20 protein-coding genes and 1 pseudogene are annotated in these 19,704 nt (G+C 71.8%); 9 read left to right on the plus strand and 12 right to left on the minus strand.

The features are described from left to right. Positions 1 to 108 precede the first annotated feature (108 nt). Positions 109 to 1,116 (plus strand): chitinase, encoded by a 1,008-nt coding sequence (locus ABZO29_RS19345; protein ID WP_367321441.1) that lies wholly within the window; start codon positions 109 to 111, stop codon positions 1,114 to 1,116. 6 nt (positions 1,117 to 1,122) lie between these two features. On the opposite strand, the gene ABZO29_RS19350 is transcribed toward ABZO29_RS19345, so the two are convergent. The 5 genes from ABZO29_RS19350 to ABZO29_RS19370 form a co-directional block, all read right to left on the minus strand. Further along, complete coding sequence (locus tag ABZO29_RS19350) at positions 1,123 to 1,770, minus strand: hypothetical protein (protein WP_367321442.1); 648 nt, start codon at positions 1,768 to 1,770, stop codon at positions 1,123 to 1,125. 7 nt (positions 1,771 to 1,777) lie between these two features. Next, the gene (gene mqnC, locus ABZO29_RS19355; RefSeq protein WP_367321443.1) at positions 1,778 to 2,977 is read right to left on the minus strand and encodes a cyclic dehypoxanthinyl futalosine synthase; all 1,200 of its coding nucleotides are present in this window, start codon (positions 2,975 to 2,977) and stop codon (positions 1,778 to 1,780) included. A 71-nt stretch (positions 2,978 to 3,048) separates the two neighbouring features. Continuing rightward, positions 3,049 to 3,801 (minus strand): prepilin peptidase, encoded by a 753-nt coding sequence (locus tag ABZO29_RS19360; RefSeq protein WP_367321444.1) that lies wholly within the window; start codon positions 3,799 to 3,801, stop codon positions 3,049 to 3,051. 12 nt (positions 3,802 to 3,813) lie between these two features. Further along, entirely contained in the window at positions 3,814 to 5,547 is a 1,734-nt protein-coding gene (locus tag ABZO29_RS19365; protein ID WP_367321445.1) for a serine/threonine-protein kinase, read from the minus strand. Between the two features lie 226 nt (positions 5,548 to 5,773). Next, a complete protein-coding gene (locus tag ABZO29_RS19370) occupies positions 5,774 to 6,622 on the minus strand; it encodes a menaquinone biosynthetic enzyme MqnA/MqnD family protein (protein WP_367321446.1) in 849 nt (282 codons plus the stop codon). Positions 6,623 to 6,936: 314 nt separating this feature from the next. On the opposite strand from ABZO29_RS19370, the gene ABZO29_RS19375 reads away from it, so the two are divergent. Next, positions 6,937 to 7,140: a cold-shock protein gene (locus tag ABZO29_RS19375; RefSeq protein ID WP_010986243.1), complete on the plus strand. Its 204-nt coding sequence runs from the start codon at positions 6,937 to 6,939 to the stop codon at positions 7,138 to 7,140. 143 nt (positions 7,141 to 7,283) lie between these two features. On the opposite strand, the gene ABZO29_RS19380 is transcribed toward ABZO29_RS19375, so the two are convergent. Continuing rightward, the gene (locus ABZO29_RS19380) at positions 7,284 to 7,856 is read right to left on the minus strand and encodes a helix-turn-helix domain-containing protein (RefSeq protein ID WP_367321447.1); all 573 of its coding nucleotides are present in this window, start codon (positions 7,854 to 7,856) and stop codon (positions 7,284 to 7,286) included. A 69-nt stretch (positions 7,857 to 7,925) separates the two neighbouring features. On the opposite strand from ABZO29_RS19380, the gene ABZO29_RS19385 reads away from it, so the two are divergent. Further along, the gene (locus ABZO29_RS19385) at positions 7,926 to 8,603 is read left to right on the plus strand and encodes an AzlC family ABC transporter permease (RefSeq protein ID WP_367321448.1); all 678 of its coding nucleotides are present in this window, start codon (positions 7,926 to 7,928) and stop codon (positions 8,601 to 8,603) included. After that, entirely contained in the window at positions 8,600 to 8,920 is a 321-nt protein-coding gene (locus ABZO29_RS19390; RefSeq protein WP_367321449.1) for an AzlD domain-containing protein, read from the plus strand. Before ABZO29_RS19385 ends, ABZO29_RS19390 begins: the two co-directional genes overlap by 4 nt. On the opposite strand, the gene ABZO29_RS19395 is transcribed toward ABZO29_RS19390, so the two are convergent. Genes ABZO29_RS19395 through ABZO29_RS19405 form a run of 3 tightly spaced genes read right to left on the minus strand, consistent with a single transcriptional unit; the run spans position 8,880 to position 12,350 of the window. Continuing rightward, a complete protein-coding gene (locus ABZO29_RS19395) occupies positions 8,880 to 11,210 on the minus strand; it encodes a CHAT domain-containing protein (protein ID WP_367321450.1) in 2,331 nt (776 codons plus the stop codon). The genes ABZO29_RS19390 and ABZO29_RS19395 overlap by 41 nt on opposite strands. Beyond that, on the minus strand, positions 11,207 to 11,557 hold the full coding sequence (locus tag ABZO29_RS19400; RefSeq protein ID WP_367321451.1) for a CU044_2847 family protein: 351 nt from the start codon (positions 11,555 to 11,557) through the stop codon (positions 11,207 to 11,209). The genes ABZO29_RS19395 and ABZO29_RS19400 overlap by 4 nt, the downstream gene beginning before the upstream one ends. Before the next feature lie 10 nt (positions 11,558 to 11,567). Further along, a complete protein-coding gene (locus tag ABZO29_RS19405; RefSeq protein ID WP_367321452.1) occupies positions 11,568 to 12,350 on the minus strand; it encodes a hypothetical protein in 783 nt (260 codons plus the stop codon). A 450-nt stretch (positions 12,351 to 12,800) separates the two neighbouring features. On the opposite strand from ABZO29_RS19405, the gene ABZO29_RS19410 reads away from it, so the two are divergent. Beyond that, positions 12,801 to 14,252 (plus strand): AAA family ATPase, encoded by a 1,452-nt coding sequence (locus ABZO29_RS19410; RefSeq protein WP_367321453.1) that lies wholly within the window; start codon positions 12,801 to 12,803, stop codon positions 14,250 to 14,252. A gap of 40 nt (positions 14,253 to 14,292) precedes the next feature. Continuing rightward, entirely contained in the window at positions 14,293 to 14,952 is a 660-nt protein-coding gene (locus ABZO29_RS19415; RefSeq protein WP_367321454.1) for a methyltransferase domain-containing protein, read from the plus strand. Positions 14,953 to 14,970: 18 nt separating this feature from the next. Here the strand turns inward: ABZO29_RS19415 and kstD are convergent, their stop codons facing one another. Continuing rightward, entirely contained in the window at positions 14,971 to 16,752 is a 1,782-nt protein-coding gene (gene kstD, locus ABZO29_RS19420) for a 3-oxosteroid 1-dehydrogenase (protein WP_367321455.1), read from the minus strand. 119 nt (positions 16,753 to 16,871) lie between these two features. Next, the gene (locus ABZO29_RS19425; protein WP_367321456.1) at positions 16,872 to 17,429 is read right to left on the minus strand and encodes a DUF6817 domain-containing protein; all 558 of its coding nucleotides are present in this window, start codon (positions 17,427 to 17,429) and stop codon (positions 16,872 to 16,874) included. Positions 17,430 to 17,619: 190 nt separating this feature from the next. Here ABZO29_RS19425 and ABZO29_RS19430 point away from each other — a divergent pair, with 190 nt between their 5' ends. Beyond that, positions 17,620 to 18,525 (plus strand): LysR family transcriptional regulator, encoded by a 906-nt coding sequence (locus tag ABZO29_RS19430; RefSeq protein WP_367321457.1) that lies wholly within the window; start codon positions 17,620 to 17,622, stop codon positions 18,523 to 18,525. Here the strand turns inward: ABZO29_RS19430 and ABZO29_RS19435 are convergent. Next, a pseudogene (locus tag ABZO29_RS19435) lies at positions 18,452 to 18,890 on the minus strand (ATP-binding protein). The gene ABZO29_RS19430 and the pseudogene ABZO29_RS19435 sit on opposite strands and share 74 nt — an antisense overlap. Here ABZO29_RS19435 and ABZO29_RS19440 point away from each other — a divergent pair. Further along, entirely contained in the window at positions 18,847 to 19,005 is a 159-nt protein-coding gene (locus tag ABZO29_RS19440; RefSeq protein WP_367326428.1) for a hypothetical protein, read from the plus strand. The pseudogene ABZO29_RS19435 and the gene ABZO29_RS19440 sit on opposite strands and share 44 nt — an antisense overlap. 90 nt (positions 19,006 to 19,095) lie before the next feature. Continuing rightward, entirely contained in the window at positions 19,096 to 19,632 is a 537-nt protein-coding gene (locus ABZO29_RS19445) for a hypothetical protein (protein ID WP_367321458.1), read from the plus strand. Positions 19,633 to 19,704 lie beyond the last annotated feature (72 nt).

Raw genomic sequence — 19,704 nt, forward strand, 5'->3', positions numbered from 1 at the left:
CGGAGCAGGCTCGGAACCCCAATTTCGGCTCCGCATGAGACATTTTCGCTTGGAATACGTACTCCCTTTTCCCCTGAGACAGAAATCACGAGAGCGGGTGCATACGCGATGAGGAGTTTCCTGAAGCCGGTGGCCGGGCTCAGTTGCCTGTTTGCCCTGGCCACGGCCGGGTGCTCCGCAGGTCCCGGCGGAAGCTCGGCCGCGCCGTCGGCGAGCGTGTCGGCCGAGGCATCGGCCGAGACGTCGTACGCCCCGTACGTCAGCGTCACGGACGCCTCCGGCAACGACTCCGCCGGCTCACCGGCGACGTACAACCTCGCCTTCGTGATCTCGGACGGCAGCGGCTGTACGCCGAAGTGGAACGAAACGCACGCGATCGGCGACTCGTCGGTGAAGTCCCGCATCGCGGCGCTGAAGGAGAGCGGCGCGACGGTGCGCGTCTCCTTCGGCGGTGCCGACGGCAAGGAGCTGGCGTCGGCCTGCGACGACGCCACCGACCTCGCGAAGGCCTACGGCGACGCACTGGACGCCGCGGGTTCCTCCCAGGCCGACTTCGACATCGAGGGCGAGCAGTTGACGGACTCCGACTCGGTGAACCTGCGCTCCCGGGCGATAGCCGCGCTGCAGAAGGAGCGCCCGGACCTCGAGATCTCCTTCACGCTCCCGGTCATGCCGACCGGCCTCGACGCCGACGGCCTGGCGCTGCTGGAGTCCGCGAACACGTACGACGTCCAGGTCTCCACCGTCAACATCATGACGATGAACTACGGCGAGTCGTACGACGGCGACATGGGCGCGTACGCCCTCACCTCGGCCAAGGCCACCCAGGCCCAGCTGAAGAAGGTCTTCGGGCTGTCCGACGACGGAGCCTGGCGGGGCATGGCGCTCACCTCGATGATCGGCGTCAACGACGTCGACAACGAGACGTTCACCCTTGCGGACGCGGCCGAGGTGCGCGCGTTCGCCGAGGAGAAGGAGATGGCCTGGGTGTCCATGTGGGCCACGTTCCGGGACCAGCAGTGCGAGGAGGGCGAGGCGACGCAGGACGACGCGGCGACCAACTGCAGCGGGGTGACGCAGAGTTCGGGCGCGTTCGCAAAGGCGTTCACGGGCTGAGCGGACCTACCGCCGTCTGTGCACCAGGCGTCCCGCGAGGACGGTCGCCACGCAGGTGGCGGCCCCGCGTTCGATGAGCGCGGCCTCGTCCGGGACGTCGAAGACGGCGAAGGTCGCGTCCATGCCGACGTGCGGCAGCAGGGGCAGAGTGATCGCCTGCGCCAGTGTCCGCCCGGCCAAGGGGTCGAGGGTCGGCGGACCCTTGGGATCCTCGAACCGCTCCTCGACGCTCAGTCCTGCCCGGTGCACGGCGTCCGACACCGCGGGCCGCCACAAGTCCCCCGCCACCGCCACGGTCCCGTGCGCCAGCATCCGCTGCACGCCCCGCCGCGCGCTCGCGCCCCAGCGGGCGTCGGTCATCGCGATCGCCGCGAGGGCCGCGCCGGTGAGCGGCTCGGTGCCGAGCTCATCGGCCTCGCGCGGGTCGGGATGGTAGGCGTGTTCCAGGAGTTCGGGCCCGTACGGGTTGAGCAGCCCGGGGGCGAGCAGCCCCGGCCAGCGCCGCACCCGGGCGGTCGGATGCGCGTCCGACAGCTCCTCGTACGAGCCCATGGCCGCGATCTCCCGCCCGTCCACGAGCACCGCGCCGCCGGGCACGGACGGCCGCCGCGGGTCCCCGGGGACGAGCAGCCCGGCGGTGTGAATCGTCAGCACGGACAGGTCAGTTGGACGCGAGGATCTTCAGCTCGGGATGTGCCGTCCCGCCCGTGATCGCCGTCGAGGAGATGTGGGACATGACCCGCTCGTCGACGGGGTCGTTCGCCGGGTCGTCGTGGACGACGAGGTGCTCGTACGTCGTGGACCGCTGGGCCGGGACGCGTCCCGCCTTGCGGATCAGGTCGATGATCTCCAGCCGGTTGGAGCGGTGCTTGGCGCCGGCGGAGGAGACGACGTTCTCCTCCAGCATGATCGAACCGAGGTCGTCCGCGCCGTAGTGCAGGGACAGCTGGCCGATCTCCTTGCCGGTGGTCAGCCACGAGCCCTGGATGTGGGCGATGTTGTCCATGAACAGCCGCGCGATGGCGATCATCCGCAGGTACTCGAAGATGGTGGCCTGGGTGCGGCCCTTCAGATGGTTGTTCTCGGGCTGGTAGGTGTACGGGATGAAGGCGCGGAAGCCGCCGGTGCGGTCCTGTACGTCGCGGATCATCCGCAGGTGCTCGATGCGCTCGGCGTTGGTCTCGCCCGTGCCCATCAGCATCGTCGACGTGGACTCGACACCCAGCCGGTGCGCGGCCTCCATGATCTCCAGCCAGCGCTCGCCGCTCTCCTTCAGCGGCGCGATGGCCTTGCGCGGCCGCTCGGGCAGCAGTTCGGCGCCGGCACCGGCGAAGGAGTCGAGGCCGGCCGCGTGGATGCGCTGGATCGCCTCCTCGACCGACACCTTGGAGATCCGGGCCATGTGCTCGACCTCGCTCGCCCCCAGGCTGTGGATGACGAGCTGCGGGAACTCCTTCTTGATGGCGGCGAAGTGCTTCTCGTAGTACTCGACGCCGTAGTCCGGATGGTGCCCGCCCTGGAACATGATCTGCGTGCCGCCCAGCTCGACGGTCTCGGCGCAGCGCCGCAGGATGTCGTCGAGGTCGCGGGTCCAGCCCTTGGCGGTGTCCTTCGGGGGCGCGTAGAAGGCGCAGAACTTGCACGCCGTGACGCACACGTTCGTGTAGTTGATGTTGCGCTCGATGATGTACGTCGCGATGTGCTCCGTCCCGGCGTACCGGCGGCGGCGTACGGCGTCGGCGGCGGCGCCGAGCGCGTGCAGCGGGGCGTCGCGGTAGAGGTCGAGCGCCTCCGCGGGGGTGATCCGTCCGCCGGCCGCGGCACGGTCGAGCACTGACTGGAGGTCGGCGTTCTCGGTCACCGGGGCGTCCCTTTCGTAGGGGTTGTGGGCGGACCGAACCAGCCTACGCCAGCGTTTTTGCAGGGCTCACCTCAGGCCGCGTACGCGCCGACGAGCAGCCCCGCGAACGCGCCCGCGATCAGGAACGGCCCGAACGGGATCGGCGTCTTGCGCCCCGCCCGCCGGGTGACGACCAGCACCCCGCCGTACAGCGCGCCGAGCAGGAATCCGGCGAAGGTGCCGAGCATCACGGTCGCCCAGCCGTACCAGCCGAGGACCGCGCCCATCCCCAGCGCCAGCTTCACGTCGCCGTAGCCCATGCCGCCCGGGTTGATGAGGTGGAGGACGAGGTAACCGGCGCCGAGCGCGAGGGAGGCGAGCAGGGCCGTCGTCCAGTCACCGGCGTGCTCGGGCAGCAGCGCGGCCGCACCGAGCAGGGCGAGTGCGGCGGCCGCGAGCGGGAGGGTGAGCGGGTCGGGAAGCCGCTGCACCCGGAAGTCGACGACCGCCAGCAGTACGACCACGGGCGCGAGCAGCAGCCAGACGCCGAGCTCGGGCCGGGTGCCGGTGGCGGCGGCGAGGACGGCGCAGACGATCGAGGTGAAGAGGGACAAAGGGACGACGCCGGGCCCGTACGCGCCCCGAGTCCCCCCGTCCGCGCACTCCGCGCACCGCGCCCGCCCCGTCCAGCCCCGGATCGGATGCCCGCGGGGACACAGCGCCCGCCACGGCTCCTCGACCGGCGCGGAGAACCGGTACACCGCCCGGGGCAGCAGCGCTCCTGCGACCACACCCCACAGCGCGGCGAGGGCGACGGCGACGGCGACGAGCAGAAGGTCGCTCACGCTCGGCGTCACCTACTCGGCCTTCGACATCCGGGCCACCGGCCGTCCCGAACCCTCGCTGTCCGACTCGTACTTGAGGTCGTCGCCGACGGGAGTGAGGCGCACGGTGTGGGGATCCTTCACGCAGGTGCTCGGATTCGAGTCGGCCCCCACGGACGTGGCGACTATCTGACTCTTCGTCACCTTCTGCAGCGTCAGGACGTCGATGCAGGTCATCGTGGAGAGCGGATCCGTGTTGCGGACCCTGCCCAGTTCCTTGCCCACGGCCGCGTCGTGGACAGTGACCTGGAACGTGCCCATCGGCACGGTGCCGCCCAGGCCGGTGCCCTGGCCCTCCCAGGTGCCGAGATAGCGGGCGGGGACGGCGGAGGGCGAGGTGCTGCCCTCGGAGGCGCTGCCGTCAGGGGCGCTCTCGGAAGGGCTGTCGGAGGGGCTCGACTTGTCGCCGGGCGCCGGCGAGTACGCCCCGCCCGCGGAGGTGTCGGCGCCGTCGTCGTCGCCCGGCAGAAGGCGGAAGACGAACACCGACCCCACGGTCACCGCGGCCAGCGCCCCCGCGACCGCCAGGGCGACCGTGCAGCTCAGCCGCCGCCCGCGCCCGCCGTCTCCCGGCGTCGAAGTGGCCGCCACGGAGACGGAGAGCTTCCCGGGACGCTGATCGTCAGCGGGCGGTACGACCGTGTACTGCGGCGGCGCGTCACGCGGTTCCGGTACGGACGCAACGGCAGGCTCCGCCGAGGGCATCACGGGTGGCGGCCCGAACTCGCCGACGGTCACCGGCTGTCCGACGGAAGGACTGCTGAACCCCACCGGCCCCGACGGCACGGACGGCACGGACGGCACCGACTCGCTCGTCTCCAGGTTCAGCAGCCGTACGGCGCTCCGGCTGACCTGCTCGACCAGCGCCCCCGGCAGCCAGCCGCCCGCCACCAGCCGGGCCGCACCCTGCGGAGCGAGCCGTCCGGCCACCTCGCCGGGCGTGGGCCGCAGACCGGGCTCCTTGGCCAGGCAGGCCTCTGCCAGCTCCCGCAAGTCGCCTTCCAGAGAGCCGAGTTCTGGCTCCTCGTGGACGACCTTGTAGAGCAGCGCGGCCGAGGAGTCCCCGCGGAACGGCGGCTCCCCGGTCGCGGCGTACGCCAGCACCGCGCCGAGGGAGAAGACGTCGGCCGCCCCGGTGGCCCCCTTCCCCGAGATCTGCTCGGGGGACATGTAGCCGGGCGAGCCGATCGAGACGCCGCTGGAGGTCAGGGACGCCGTTCCGTCCATGGCGCGAGCGATCCCGAAGTCGATCAGCAGGGGGCCGTCGAGGGTCAGCAGGACGTTGGACGGCTTCACGTCCCGGTGCACCAGCCCCAGTTCGTGCACCGCGGCCAGCGCTTCCGCCAGCCCCGCTCCCAGCGCCCGTACCGTGGCGGTCGGCAGCGGGCCGCCGTCCGCGATCGCCGTGGCCAGGGAGGGGCCCGCCGCGTAGGTCGTGGCGACCCACGGCACGGTCGCCTCCGGGTCGGCGTCCAGGACGGGCGCGGTCCAGGCGCCGCCGACCCGGCGCGCGGCCTCCACCTCGCGCCGGAAGCGGGCCCGGAACTCCTCGTCGAGCGCGAAGTGCGGGTGCACGATCTTCACGGCGACCGTGCGGCCGCCCGCGCTGCGGCCGAGGTAGACCCGGCCCATGCCGCCGGAACCGAGCCGGCCGAGCAGCCGGTAGGGCCCCACGACGGCGGGTTCGTCGGCTCCGAGCGGCTGCATGGCGTCCACCTCTCCCCCGTACGCCTCGACTCCCAGCAGCCTAGGGCCTGCCCGGCGGACATGCCGCAGACGCGGGGCGTGGCACGCCCTCCTCCGTCTTGCAGCCGGACGCTCCCCCACGCTCGAACAACCTCGCGCGGGGCACCCCCATCGCCCCGCTCACCCGCGCGCATCAGATGCCGCTGCTTTCCTGCGACTTGATCCGCCGGACAGGCCCTGGCGCGGCTCAGGGTCGCAGCAGGTCCACCTTCACGTCCGCGGGGAAGCCGGTCGTCGGTCCGACCCGCCGTGCGAACTCCGCGACCGCGGCCAGCTGCGGTCCACCGAAGCGGAAGTCCAGCGTGGTGAAGTACCGCTCGAGGACCTTCTCGTCGAAGGACTCCCAGCGGGCGGCCTGTTCGGCGACCTTGCCGACCTCCTCCAGGGAGAGGTTGCGGGAGGCGAGGAAGGCCTCGTGGACGCGGCGGGTGATGACGGGCTCGCGCTCGAGGTAGTCCCGGCGGGCCGCCCAGACGGCGAAGACGAACGGCAGCCCCGTCCACTCCTTCCACAGCGAGCCGAGGTCGTGCACGGCGAGTCCGTACCGCGGGCCGTCCAGCAGGTTGGCGCGCAGGGCCGCGTCGCCGATCAGCACCGCCGCCTCCGCCTCCTGCATCATCAGGCTGAGATCGGGTGGGCAGGTGTAGTAGTCGGGTTGGACGCCGTAGCGCTCGGCGAGCAGCAGCTGGGCGAGGCGGACGGAGGTGCGCGAGGTCGACCCGAGGGCGACCCGGCCGCCGTCCAGCCGGTCCAGCGGGACCTGCGAGACGATCACGCAGGACATGACCGGTCCGTCGCAGCCGACGGCGATGTCGGGGAAGGCGACCAGGTCGTCCGCGTTCTTGAGGAACTCGACGAGGGTGATGGGCCCGATGTCGAGGTCTCCCTGCACCAGCTTCTCGCTGAGCTTCTCCGGGGTGTCCTTCGTCAGCTCGAAGTCGAGGAGCGTGCCGGTTCTCGCGAGCCCCCAGTACAGGGGCAGGCAGTTCAGGAACTGGATGTGGCCGACGCGCGGCCGGGTGCGAGAATTGTCCACATCGCGACACTAGCCCTCATGGGGTACCGTGCAGGCTTCAGGGTGGGGCCAAACGGGTCCGTCGCGTCCCCGCCGCCCCGTCAACCACGACACGAGACGTTCAAACGTCCGGGTGACGTGATCTTGACCTCTATTGCTTTCGGCTGCCTGCGTGCTAGGCTCGCCGCAAGTTGCAGTTTGGTTTCCCTTGCAGTACAGAGCCTGCGGAGCATGTAACCGCGGGCTCTCGTCTTTTCAGACAGGCAGTTGTGCGGCACTGTTTCACACTTGCAGGTTCTGGAGCAGGGCAACCCTTTTGAGCCCAAGGAGGGCTTATGGCTACCGGAACCGTCAAGTGGTTCAACGCCGAAAAGGGCTTTGGCTTCATCGCCCAGGAGGGCGGCGGCCCCGACGTCTTCGTTCACTACTCCGCGATCAACGCCTCCGGCTTCCGCTCCCTCGAGGAGAACCAGTCGGTGTCCTTCGACGTGACCCAGGGCCCGAAGGGCCCGCAGGCGGAGAACGTCACCCCGCTGTAAATCGCAGAGCCGCAGTACCGCATCAGCAGTACGCAGGAGAAGCAGTACCCAAGGAGCCCCGTGCCTTCGGCAACGGGGCTCCTGCCTTTTCCGGCCATTCACCTGAATTCCAGCCGTCCATTTCGTTCACGTTCATTTCACGTTCACACGTGCTGCATGATCAGCACGAAAGCCGTACCCGGCACCAGAGCCTCGTACGAATGCGGCACGTCGCCCCGATAAGCCATGTAGTCACCGGGCCCGAGTTCGACCGCCTCCCCCGCCGGCCCCGCCTTCACCCGCCCCGCGCCCACGATCAGATGCTCGACCGTGCCGGGGATGTGCGGCTCGGACTCCCGCGCCGCGCCGGGCTCCGCCCGTAGGTGATAGATGTCCCGCCGGGCGCCCGGCGGGCTCGCCGAGAGCAGGGTCGCCACGTAGTTCGCCTGCTCCGACGCGACGGCGGGCCCCTCACCGGCCCGGATCACCCGCACCGCCGGCGCGGGCGGCTCCACCAGCGCGCTGAACGGCACCCCGAGCGCCACACCCAGCGCCCAGATCGTCTCCATGCTCGGATTCCCGCTCGCCGCCTCCAACTGCGAGAGCGTGGACTTCGCGATGCCGGCCCGTTTGGCCAGTTCGGACAGGGACAGCCCGGCCCGGGTGCGTTCGCGGCGCAGGGAGGCGGCGATCCAATCGAGGGGAAGACGGGACGGGGGCGGTGCGGCATCCACCATGTTCGTTCGCTCCAGAAGTACGATCGTTCGCCTTGACGAACAGGACCACTGCTGTCCATTGTAGAAAACATGCGTTCGGTACAGCGAACAGATCCGGAACTTCTCCGTGACGTCGCCCTCGTCTGTCTCGCCGGTGGCATCGTCGGCGTGTCGTTCGGTGCGATCGCCGTCGCCGGCGGGCTTCCCGTATGGGTACCGGTGGTGATGTCCCTGGTGGTGTACGCGGGCTCCGCCCAGTTCAGCGCGGTCGGCGTGCTACTTGCCGGGGGCGGCCCGGTCGCCGCGGCGGCCACCGGACTGCTGCTCAACATCCGGACGGCGGCCTTCAGCCTGGCCGTCGCCGACACCGTCGGCCGGGGCCGGCTCGCCCGCGTCCTGGGCGCACACCTCGTGACCGACGAGACCGTCGCCTTCGCTCTCGCCCAGCCGGACCCGGTACGGCGGCGGACCGCGTTCTGGGTCTCCGGGCTCGGGCTGTTCGCCGTGTGGAACACCGGGGTGCTGGCCGGAGCGCTCGCCGGGGGCGCCCTGGGCGACACGGCGACGTACGGTCTGGACTCCGCCTTCCCCGCCGTACTCGTGGCACTGGTGCTGCCGGCCCTGCGGAAGGACGCACGGACCCGGCGGGCCGCGCTGCTCGGGGCGGTCGTCGCGCTCGCGGCGACGCCCGTCGCGCCGGCGGGCGTGCCGGTGCTGCCGGCACTCACCGGGCTTGTGCTGTACGGCCGTGAGGGGACCGCCGTATGAGTGGCACCGTCGCGATGATCCTCGCGCTGGCCGTGGGGACGTACGCCTTCCGGCTGGTCGGCCCCGTGCTGCACGGCCGGATCGAACTGTCCTCACGTACGAAGGAATTGATGTCCGCCGGGGCAGTCGTCCTGCTGACCGCCCTGCTGGCCACCGGGGCGCTGACGGAGGGCGGCGGCTTCGCGGGGTGGGCGCGGCCGGCGGGGGTACTGGTGGCCGGCGCACTGGCATGGCGTCGGGCGCCGTTCGCGGTGGTCGTGCTGGCGGCGGCCGCGACTACGGCCCTGGTGCGGGCGGTGGTACCGGGGTCAGCTTGATCGTCTTGTCCTCGCTGCCGCTGGCGAGCCAACGGCCGTCGGGGCTGAAGGCCACGGCGAAGACGTAGTGGTCGTGCTGGACGCGCAGGGCCCGGGCACCGTCCACCGAGTCCCACAGCACGGCCGTACGGTCGGTGCCTGCCGTGGCGATCCAGCGGCCGTCCGGGCTGAACGCCACGTCCTTCAGGGCGCCGCCGTGGCGGACCAGGAGCAGCTGGTGGCCGTGGCGCACGTCCCAGATCCGGGCGGTGCCGGCGTCGTCGCACGTGGCCAGGCGGGTGCCGTCGGGCCCGAAGGCGAGCGCCTTGGGCGTGTGGTCGTGGCGCAGCCGCAGGACCAGCGCCCCGCCCCCGGACCACACCCGCACGGAGCGGTCGGCCGAGGCGCTCGCCAGGAACTGCCCGTCCGGGCTGACCGCGACGTCGGTCACCATCTGGTCGTGCGGGATGCGCAGCATCTGCTCCCCGCTGCCCGGGTCCCACAGCCGTACCGTGCGGTCCCCGGAGGCGCTGGCGAGACGGTGACCGTCGGGGCTGAAGGCGAGGCCGAACACGATGTGGTCGTGCCGCAGGGTCAGCATTTCCTCGCCGTTGACCGCGGACCACACCCGCAGCGTGTTGTCCGCGCTGCCGGTGGCCAGGCGGTGGCCGTCGGGGCTGAAGGCGACGGCGAACACGGTCGCGAGCCAGGCGACGGACTGCTCCCAGACACGGTTGCCGGTCTGGGCGTCCCAGACCCGCACCCACTTCCGCGACCCGGCGGCGAGGCGTCTGCCGTCGGGGTGGAAGGAGAGCGCGTGCACCCACTGGCCGGTGTTGAGGACGCGGGCGGTCATGGCCGGCTGGCCCGTACCCGGAACGTTGTGCAGTCCGCGTCCGGTCGAGTCGTATCCGGGCGGGAACGGCAGGCGGCCGTCGGCGAAGGGCACATGTTGAGGCGCGGAAGGCCGCGGTTCGGGTGTGTACGGCCGCGGATCGGGCCCGGGCGGCTGCCGTCCCGGCGCGAACCACCTCTGTTCAGGCACGGACGGCGGATGTTCGGGCGGGGAGGGCCTCTGTTCCGGCATGGGCGGCACGCGGACGTCGCTCCGTTCCGACTCCCCCTGCACCGGCACCCCCGGTTGCGCGGTCCAGGCCGACCGCGGATCCGCCGGCTCCCCCTCGCGCCGCGCGGCGTCACCCCCGGCTCGTGCCGGCGCCGACAGGTCGAACAGCCGCGCGTCGCCCCCACGCAGATACAGCACCGGCGTCGCCCACTCCAGGCTGTCGTCCTTGCCCGCGACCAGGGCGACGCGGCCGACGCGCACCGCCTCGTCCACCGAACGCCCGGCCGCCAGCGCGTCGTAGAACGAGGCGGAGAACCGGGTCGCCGCCTTGTCGGTGACGGCGAACTGCATGGCGACCACGGCGGGCACCGTACGGACGAGCACGGCCGCCGTGCTGGAGAACAGGTCGTGGGAGTTGCCCGTGCCGCTCTGGCAGCTGTTCAGCATCACGAGCTGCGGTCTGGGCCGGGCGACGCTGATCAGCGCGGCGAACGCGCTCGCGTGGAGCAGTTGGGCCCGGCCGTCCGCGTCGGCGAGCGCGATCATGCCCTCCTGGCGCTCCGGGTCGTAGCTGCCGTGGCCGATGAAGTGCAGGATGTGGCAGCCGTGCAGCAGCCGCCGGGACAGGTCGTCCACGGTCTGGCCGTCCACCCAGTCGAGCTGGACCTGCCGCTGGTCGATCAACGGCCGCAACGCGACCTCCAGGCCCGCCCGTTCCGCGTCGGCATCCAGCCGTGCCAGCGTGCCCGGCAGGGATGTCATGCCGAGGATGCGCAGCGGCGGTTGCGCGCGCATCGGCCGGACGGGTTCGGGCATGTCCACGTACCGGACGACGGGTTCGCGCATGCTCAGATAGCCGCCGAAATCCGGGCAGTGCAGCAACTCCCAGGGAAGGGACGCCAGTTCGGGTTCACGGATGCGCAGCACCACGCGCAGGGAGCGCCCGTTCGCCTCGGCGAGCTGGCGGCTGGACAGGAACAGGCCGCGCAGCCGGTTGCCGAGGACCGTACGGAAGAGGTGCTCGCCCACCTCCCGTACCGGCCGCTCGAGGCCCAGCGCGACCGCGCGCGGGATCGCGGAGGACGCCAGCACCGCCGTCTGCAGGTCGCGGAGACGGGAGTTGATGTACTCCGCGTCCAGGGCGACGGAGTCACTGTCCTCCCCCGCCGGGGAGGACACGCTCACCACGTACTTCTGGGCGCCCTGCCCGCGGATCTCCAGAACGAAGTCGCTGGACTCGCTCATGACGGTCCCGGGTTCCATGTGACGCTGATCTGGAAGTGGGCGGTGGCACCCGCGGTGACGATCGCGCCGGCCTTCGCCGCGAGGGCGATGCCGAACTCGACGGTCACGCTCTCCGGCCGCAGGCGCAGCCCGTCGAGCTGGGCGAGGACGCTCTCGGCGACGTTGCGCACGGTGCCGAGAGAGGACTCGAAGGTCTGCTCGGCCCGTTCGGCGGCGGCCTCGGGGGTCATCCCGCCGCGCGTCACGAAGCTGCCGCCGTAGGGGTCCGCACCGGCCGCGTACGGGGAGTCGACGAGCTCGACGGTGACGGATCCGCCGGATTCCAGGGGGAGTTCGAGTGAGTTCACGTCGCGCCCCTCACACGCTCTCGGTCATGACGGGGCCCGCCTCGAGCCACCAGTCGTGGAACGCGGCGTACTCGTCGGGGGAGGCGAAGGCCATGCCGGCGATGTTGAGGCGCTCGTCGGTCCAGTCGATGTTGACGTAGCCGTCGGAGTCGACGTAGCAGGCCTTGCGTCCGACCGCCATGTCACCGACGTAGTAGGTGCCTTCTCCCGGAACGTCCGCCCCTGTGTCACAGGAGTCCGACTCGTAGGGCCCGTAGTCGTCGACGTCGCCGTTGTACCAGGTGTTCATGCTCGACGTGTCGGTGAACTGGATGTACCAGACCGCGTCCGGGACTCCGCCGGTCGGATCGCACTCCAGGTACACGGGTGCGCTCTCGCCGAGATCACGCGTCCCCTGGGTGCAGCTGTCCCTGATGTCCGCCGGGACATGCTGCAGCAGCGCCTGCGCGTCGAGCGGTTCGTCGGCGAGCACGGTCGGGGGCGTGCTGTCGTCCGGCGGTGGCGGTTCCGGGGTGGAGGGCCCCGGGCTGCTCGGGGGCGGGCTGGTCGTGGACGGACCCGAGGTCGTGGGCGAGGGCGACGGCGTCGGGCCCACCCGGTCGTCTCCCTCCGTCCCGAACAGCACGATGCTCGTCGCCATCAGCCCGGCCCCCACCACGACCGTCGTCGTACGGATGATGGGGCTCATCGGCGGGAACGAGATCTCCCGCACCGAGAACCCGCTGCCCAGCAGGGCGACCAGGAGCATCAGGCCGCCGAACGCGAGAAGAATGATCTTGATGGAATTCGGCATGTCGGTTCCCCGTTTCCGCTCCGGATCCCGCACGGACCCGGATCTCTCCATGGCCTGCGCGCAGGAAGGCCGAGGGGGAAAGTCGTGCAGAAGGGGACCTGGCCCCGGAGATCCCCCTTGTCCGGTGCCGGTTCGCGGCATGCGGCAGCGGCCGCTCCCCCGTTCCGCGTCCTGTGTCCCGCACCCCACCCGTCCGCCGGTGCATGCTCCGGCGGCACGTGCACGGCTCATTCAAGACGCGGCCCGCCCGGGACCGCTTCGGGGAATTCCCTGAACCTGGACGGCCCTCACCCCAGGGGGCCGGGTCCGGGACCCGGCGCACTGCCAATGGCGCAGTCCCCAGGCGTACGACCCCTCGTACCGTCCGCCCCCGCGTGCGCCCGGCAGCCGCCGTAGCGCCCCGACTCAGCTTGGTCGTTCGCCTTCTTGGCCCGTCCGCCGAGGAGCATCATGAAGGCGCAAGGCGCGCCTGCCGTCCGCGCACGGTACGGCAGCGAACGCGCCCGGGGGGTGAGCATGCACGGGGGACCTCCGGAACCGGGCAACCGGAACGCACCACGGCGGACGCAGACCGCGCTGGTGGGCCGGGAGCGGGAACGCGGAAGGATGGACGACCTGCTGGTCGCGGGGCGGGACGGCGGTGCGGCCCTGCTGCTGTGGGGCGAACCCGGAATCGGCAAGACGAGTCTGCTCGACCACGCGGACCGGCAGGCGTGCGGGAGCGCGGCGACCGTGCTGCGGGCCCGGGGCGTGGAGACGGAGACCGTACTGCCGTTCGCCACGCTCGGCGACCTGCTCATGCCCCATTCCTCCCTTTTCAGGGAACTCCCGGGGGCGCAGCGGTCGGCCCTGGAGTCCTGCCTCGCCCTGTCCGGGGACGGCGGCCAGCCACCCGGCAATCCGTACGCGGCCTGCATGGGCGCCCTGAACGTGCTGGCCGCGCTCGGGGACGCGCGCCCGGTGGTCGTCCTCGTCGACGACCTGCACTGGGTCGATCCCTCCTCGCAGCGCGTGCTGCTCTTCATCGCCCGGCGGCTGGCCGGTGAGCGGGTGGCCCTCGTCCTCGGCTCCCGCGAGGACCACGGCGAGTGCGGGCCGCGACGCGGCGTCCCCACCGTCCAGTTGGGCGGGCTCGCGACCGCCGAGTGCGCGGAGTTGCTGCGCGCGAGGGGCCACGAGGTCGCCCCCGCCGTACTCGCCGAGCTGGTCCGCATCAGCGGCGGCAATCCCCTGGCGCTGCTCGAGATCGCCGCCGGGCTGACGGTACGACAGGCCCGCGGCGACCAGCCCCTCCTCGACCCGCCCTCGCTCGGCCGCCACCTCGAACGCGCCTGGTCGACCCGGATCGACCGGCTCCAGGACCAGGCCCGCCGGGCGCTGGTCGTGCTCGCCGCCAGCCGGTCCGGGGAGACGGGCGCGCTGTGCAAGGCGCTGGAGACGGCCGGCCTGTCCCTTGAGGCACTGGCCCCCGCCGAGGAGGACGGCCTGATCCGGGCCACCGCCGAGGGCCTGGACTTCCACCATCCCGTGCTGCGCCCCCTGGTCCTGGGCCGGGCGCCGCTCGCCCACCGCTTCGCCGCCTTCCAGGCCCTCGCCGAGGTCGGCACCGGCGCGCTGCACACCCGTTCCCGGGCGGCCGTCGGCGCCGGGCCCGGCGAACCCGCCTCGGACGGCCGCACAGCGGCCTCCTCGCCGGTCTGCGCCCTCGACCAGCTCACCCCGCAGGAACTGCAGGTGTCTCGGGCGGTGGCCCGGGGCCTGAACAACACGGAGGCGGCGGCCTCGCTGTTCGTGTCGCGCAAGACGGTCGAGTCCCATCTCACCCGGATCTACCGGAAGTTGGGGGTGCGCTCCCGAACGGACCTGACGCGGCTGCTGACGGCGGCGGACCTGGTGGACTGAGGCGGCCGGCTGTCAGCGGGGGCGTATAGGGTCCCCGCCCATGACCGACACCGACTTCCTGACCGCCACCCGGACCTTCTACGACGCCGTGGCCGAGGACTACGCCGACCGCTTCCGCGACGAGTACGCCGCCAGGCCGCTGGAGCGGGCGCTGCTCACGACGTACGCCGAACTGGTGGGCGCCGGCGGCGAGGTGGCCGACATGGGCTGCGGACCGGGCAGGGCGACGGCGTACCTGGCCGAGCGGGGCCTGTCGGTCTTCGGCCTCGACCTCTCGGAGTCCATGCTGGCGATCGCCCGCCGCGAGAACCCGGGCCTGCGCTTCGAACGGGGCTCGATGCTGGACTCGGGCCTTCCCGACGGCGGCCTCGCCGGGGTCGTCTCCTGGTACTCGTCCATCCACACCCCTGTGGACCGGCTCCCGGCCCTCTTCGCCGAGTTCCACCGTGTGCTGGCCCCGGGCGGCCATCTGCTGCTCGGCTTCCAGGTCGGCGACGAGCCGCGCCGCCACGACAGCCCCTGGGGGCACCCGGTGTCGCTCGATTTCCTTCGGCGGCGGCCGGAACACGTCATCGAGTTGCTGAAGTCGGCCGGTTTCGTCCTCCGCTCCCGGACGGTTCGCGAACCGGACGACGATCTCGGCGAGGTCGTCCCCCAGGCCTTCCTGATCGCCCGCAAACCGCGGTCGCAGTCGGCCTGAGGAGACGCCCCCGACGCTTCACAGGCGGCCCGCGATGTCCAGTGCCGCGACATGGCCGAAGGTCATCGCCGGGCCGATCGTCGATCCGGCGCCGGCGTAGCTGTGGCCCATCACGGCGGCGCTCGCGTTGCCGGCGGCGTAGAGACCGGGGATCGCCGAGCCGTCCGGCCGCAGGACGCGTGCCCGGGCGTCCGTAAGGAGTCCGCCCTTGGTGCCGAGGTCGCCGGGGACGATCCGGAAGGCGTGGTACGGGGGCAGCCACAGGGGCGCGAGGCAGGAGTTGGGGAGGACGGACGGGTCGGTGTAGTAGTGGTCGTAGGCGCTGTCGCCGCGCCGGAAGTCCGTGTCCTTTCCCCGCAGGGCAAGGGAGTTGAAGCGGTCGACGGTGGCGCGCAGGGCGGCCGCCGGGACGCCGATGGAGGCGGCCAGGGCGTCGAGCGTCCAGGCCTTGTGGGCGGCCCCCGAGCTGTACCAGTCGTCGGGGAAGGCCAGGGTCGGGGCGACGTCCTTGAAGAGGTACCTGTTGCGGTAGTTCTGGTCGACGATCAGCCAGGCCGGGATGTCGGGGTCGGTCGGGTTGCGCTCGTACATGATGTGCACGACATCGCTGTACGGGGCGGCCTCGTTGACGAAGCGGGATCCGGCCGCATTGACCAGAAGCCCGCCGGGGAGGGTGCGTTCGGCGAGGCAGAAGTACGGCTGTCCGGGCAGCGGGACGGCAGGCCCCCACCAGGCGTCGTCCATCAGCCCGAGGGCCCCGCCGATCCGCTGCCCCGCCCGGATCCCGTCCCCGGTGTTCTCCTTCGCGCCCACGGTCCACTCGGTCCCGATGGGCTGCTGCTGGTACTGCGCGCGCATGGCCGCGTTGTGCTCGAAGCCGCCGGAGCCGACGACGACACCGCGCCGGGCGCGGACCAGGCCGGGCGCGCCGTCGCGGGCGACGACGGCACCCGTGACACGGCCGTTCTCCACCATGAGGTCGGTGAGCGGGGTGCTGAGCCACACCGGCACCTGCGCGGCCAGCAGCCCGGCCCGCAGTCCCGCCGCCAGCGACTGCCCCATGGTGAGCGGCTTCTGCCCGAGCAGGGCGGCCTTCGTCCCACGGGCCAGGCACTCGGCGGCGACGACGGCGCCCCTGACGTTCACGGCGGCCAGGGCGAGCCACTTGTAGTCGGCGCTGAAGACGACCATCCCGGCGGGGACCTGCATGTACGGCGGATTGAGGCGGGCGAGTTCGGCGCCGAGGATGTTCCCGTCCAGCTGGTCGGGCTCGATGGAACGCCCGTTGGGCAGCCCGCCCGGCAGCTCCGGGTAGTAGTCGCTGTAGCCCTCCATCCAGCGGAAGCGCAGGGGGCTGTTGGCCATGACGAAGGAGATCATGGCGGGCCCGTGGGCGAGGAAGGCCGCCCGGCGATCTACGGGGACGTCCGGCCCCACGACGGCGGCGAGGTAGGCGGCGGCCTTGGCGGGTGTGTCCGGGACACCGGCGGCCAGGATCACCGGGTTGTTGGGGATCCAGATTCCGGCACCCGAACGGGCGGCGGAGCCGCCGAAGGTCGGGGCCTTCTCGACCACCACGCAGCTCAGCCCCTGCTTGGCGGCGGTGAGCGCGGCGGTCATACCGGCCGCGCCGGAGCCGATGACGACGACGTCGTACGTGCCGAGGAGGGGGAGGTCGGCCGAGGCCGCCGGACTCGCCCCGACCGCTGCCGCGGCGCCGGCGCCCGCGGCGACGCCGAGCACCTGTCTCCGGGACGGGGAAGCGGTGGTGCGTCTCGCAGAGGTTGTGCTGGGAGTCATCGGCTCGCTCCAACCTGAAGGCGCTGCTCCACATACCTGACGAAGTGTCAGAAATGCGAATGTGACGCGACGGCCTTGTGAAGTCAAGAGCGCGCCTCATGGATCGTCCCGGACGTTGATCATTGTGACCCGGCCCCGCGCCCCAGGACAGCCCGGCAGTCGCCCCATGCCTCCTCGCTCAGCAGTGGCCGGAAGCGGGTGAACAGGGCGAGGAGCTCGGGGCCGTACCGTTCACGGAAGGCGGGGTCGTGGGCGGCGAGGTCGAGTTCGTTGGCGGCGGTGAGGTCGGCGAAGTCGCGGAGGAAACGCGGGGCGGGCGTGTGGGGCTGACCGGTGAAGCGGTCGTGGAAGAGGGCGCCGGGGGCCGCCAGGTTCGGATAGCTCGCCTTGCGGTCGCAGCTCGCGTAGAAGTACACGACCGCCTCGGCCTCGGCGCCGATCACGGCCGCGAGGTCGCTACGGCGGTCGAGCGGGAGCAGGGGGGTGGGAAATCCGTCCGTGCCGTAGAAGGCGTGGCAGAGGCCGGCAAGTTGGAGGGCGGGGCGGGCGTCCCAGGAGGCGAGCCGGGTCCGGACGCGTCGGAGGTGGGCCAGGAGCGTACCGCCGGGGTGCGGGATGTCCTCGGCGCCCAGCTCCCGGAGGAAGCCGTCGGCTTGGGTGACCACGCTGTGCTGCACGTGCCGAGTCCCTTCATCGCCTCGGGGTCGTACGTCGGGTCGGCACCCGCCCCCTCCCCCGCCGTCGATCCGGATCCCGGCGGGGCGTGGAGCGGGTTGCCGCCCAGGGCCCTGCGGAGATCGTCGTACAGAGGCGGAAGCCCAGTCAATCCTTGGGATTTATGGCCACACCCAAGTGTTAGCTTGGGGCATGACCCTCGACGACCTGCGCGTGTTCGTGGCCGTGTGCCGGGCCGGCAGCCTCAGCGCGGTGGCCCGGGACCTGGGCTGTACGCAGTCCGCGGTGAGCCAGCACGTCAAGCGTCTGGAGCGGGAGACCGGGGTCGCCCTCCTGGAGCGCCAGCCGCGGGGTGTCGTACCCACGCAGGCGGGCCGGGTGCTGGAAGCCGCGGCGGCCGAGGGCATATCAGGGCTCGATCTGGCCGTACGGCAGCTGCGCGACCTGGTCGACGGCGGGAGCGGGTACGTGCGCGTGGCGACCGGGGCGACGACGGTACGGCACTTCATGTCGGACGCGGTCGTCGAGTACCGGCGACGTCGTCCCAAGGTCAACCTCGAGTTCCGCACGGTGAGTTCGGGACGAGGCAGCTTCGACGCGCTGGCGGACGGCACGCTCGACCTGGCGTGGATCACGCTCGGGCCGCCGGTGCGGGGGATCGAACAGCGGCGGGTCGTGGACCTGCCGTGGGTGCTGGCGGTGCGGGCCGACGACCCGCTCGCGGACCGTCCGCAGGTCGATGTCGCCGAGGTGTGCGACCTGCGGCCGATCCGCCTCCCACCGAACTCGGTCTCCGCCGCCCATCTGGAGTCGGCCTGCGCGGACTTGGGGGTCCGGTTCGCGTACGACACGAGCGTCGCCGACTGGGACACCGCGCTCCTCCTTGCGGAGCTCGGGGTGGGGCGGGCGGTGGTTCCCGTACTGCCGGGCCTGACCGTCCCCGGCGACGGCGACCTCCGCCTGATCCCCCTCCCCGGCCTGCGCCCCCTGCCCGTCGGCTGGGCCGTGCGCCGCTGGGAAGCGCTCAGTCCACCGGCGCGGGCCTTCGCGGACACGGTCGTCGCGATGCGCCGACGGAGCGCGACTCCGGTTCCTTGAGGGGGAGTTCGGCCCAGACCGTCTTGGCCACGTCACGCTCGGCGACACCCCAGGTGATGGCGAGGAGCGACACGAGAAGCAGGCCTCGTCCTCCATCGGCGTCCGGCTCGGTGACGAACCGAAGTTGCCGGGCGCCGCGCGCGTCACTCACCTCGATACGCAGCGTGGCCCTCCGGCAGCAGCAGGAGACGGAGTTCGAAGTCGCGTCCGGGTACGCGGCCGTGGGTCACCGCGTTGGCGGCCGGCTCGGCGACGACCTGCTGTGCGGCGTGGTTCGCGTCGCCGTCGTACGGATGCCCCCACGCGGCGAGTTGCCGCGCGGTGCTCCGCCACGAGGCACGCGATCTGCTGACGGACGCGGACACACCCCCGCTGGACGTGGCGCTCCCCGAGTCCGTGGACTGGGAGGGATTCCGAGACAAGCATCCGCAGGTCCAGGGCACCGCCGAGGAGTGGCTGGACCTGGTGACGGGTGCCTGAACCACCGCGCCCTCGATCGAGTGAATGCCCGAACAGCAGTACAAGCGACTCGTACTGTCTCGCGCTGTCGAACCGGCGAAAGGAGCCACCATGGCAACCGCATCCAGCTCAGCGCAGACCGCCCGCCTTCTCGAGCTCATGGCCCATCTCGATCCCCGGTGGTGGGAGATCATCAACCCGCCCCAGCCACCCGTCGTCAACGGCGGCCTGAGTACCGTCCGTTCCACGACGGACGTCGACGAGGTGGCCCTGAACCCGCAGCCACTGCCGCCCCGCGAGGCCCTGTGGCGTGCGATCCGTGACATGTCCGTCTCGGTGGCGGAGGCCACGATCGCCGCGAGCCTGGCCGGCCGGAAACCCGCGGAGATCCTCAAAGAGGTGGGGGACGACATCTGCCCCAAGCCGCCCAAGGTTCCCTGGCCCAAGAAGTGGCCCGTGCCGGTCCAGCTCCAGCAGGCGCTCGCCGTCGACGGAAACCTCGTCGCCCCCGCGATTCAGGCCACGGCCGCGATCGTCTTCCAGACCTACGCCACCCGTACCACGGACAAGCCCCTGAGCACCGCCTTCGCCGCCCTGGCCGACCGCTTGGCGGACACGGCCCTGAGCAACGCGGGCGCCAAGGTGTGACACCCGGGAGCCCGGCTGGGGCGGGGCGCCGTGCGTCCGCTGTGTCAATGACGTATCGGATCGGCCGGCGCC

The sequence above is a fragment of the Streptomyces sp. HUAS ZL42 genome (assembly GCF_040782645.1).
GTDB lineage: Bacteria > Actinomycetota > Actinomycetes > Streptomycetales > Streptomycetaceae > Streptomyces.

Excerpts from the sequence above, each read along its gene's own strand:
- ABZO29_RS19345 (WP_367321441.1), top strand. The coding sequence starts at position 109 with ATGAGGAGTTTCCTGAAGCCGGTGGCCGGGCTCAGTTGCCTGTTTGCC.
- ABZO29_RS19365 (WP_367321445.1), bottom strand. The coding sequence starts at position 5,547 with ATGCAGCCGCTCGGAGCCGACGAACCCGCCGTCGTGGGGCCCTACCGG.
- ABZO29_RS19375 (WP_010986243.1), top strand. The coding sequence starts at position 6,937 with ATGGCTACCGGAACCGTCAAGTGGTTCAACGCCGAAAAGGGCTTTGGC.
- ABZO29_RS19380 (WP_367321447.1), bottom strand. The coding sequence starts at position 7,856 with ATGGTGGATGCCGCACCGCCCCCGTCCCGTCTTCCCCTCGATTGGATC.
- ABZO29_RS19385 (WP_367321448.1), top strand. The coding sequence starts at position 7,926 with ATGCGTTCGGTACAGCGAACAGATCCGGAACTTCTCCGTGACGTCGCC.
- ABZO29_RS19390 (WP_367321449.1), top strand. The coding sequence starts at position 8,600 with ATGAGTGGCACCGTCGCGATGATCCTCGCGCTGGCCGTGGGGACGTAC.
- ABZO29_RS19395 (WP_367321450.1), bottom strand. The coding sequence starts at position 11,210 with ATGAGCGAGTCCAGCGACTTCGTTCTGGAGATCCGCGGGCAGGGCGCC.
- ABZO29_RS19405 (WP_367321452.1), bottom strand. The coding sequence starts at position 12,350 with ATGCCGAATTCCATCAAGATCATTCTTCTCGCGTTCGGCGGCCTGATG.
- ABZO29_RS19410 (WP_367321453.1), top strand. The coding sequence starts at position 12,801 with ATGAAGGCGCAAGGCGCGCCTGCCGTCCGCGCACGGTACGGCAGCGAA.
- ABZO29_RS19415 (WP_367321454.1), top strand. The coding sequence starts at position 14,293 with ATGACCGACACCGACTTCCTGACCGCCACCCGGACCTTCTACGACGCC.
- kstD (WP_367321455.1), bottom strand. The coding sequence starts at position 16,752 with ATGACTCCCAGCACAACCTCTGCGAGACGCACCACCGCTTCCCCGTCC.
- ABZO29_RS19430 (WP_367321457.1), top strand. The coding sequence starts at position 17,620 with ATGACCCTCGACGACCTGCGCGTGTTCGTGGCCGTGTGCCGGGCCGGC.
- ABZO29_RS19445 (WP_367321458.1), top strand. The coding sequence starts at position 19,096 with ATGGCAACCGCATCCAGCTCAGCGCAGACCGCCCGCCTTCTCGAGCTC.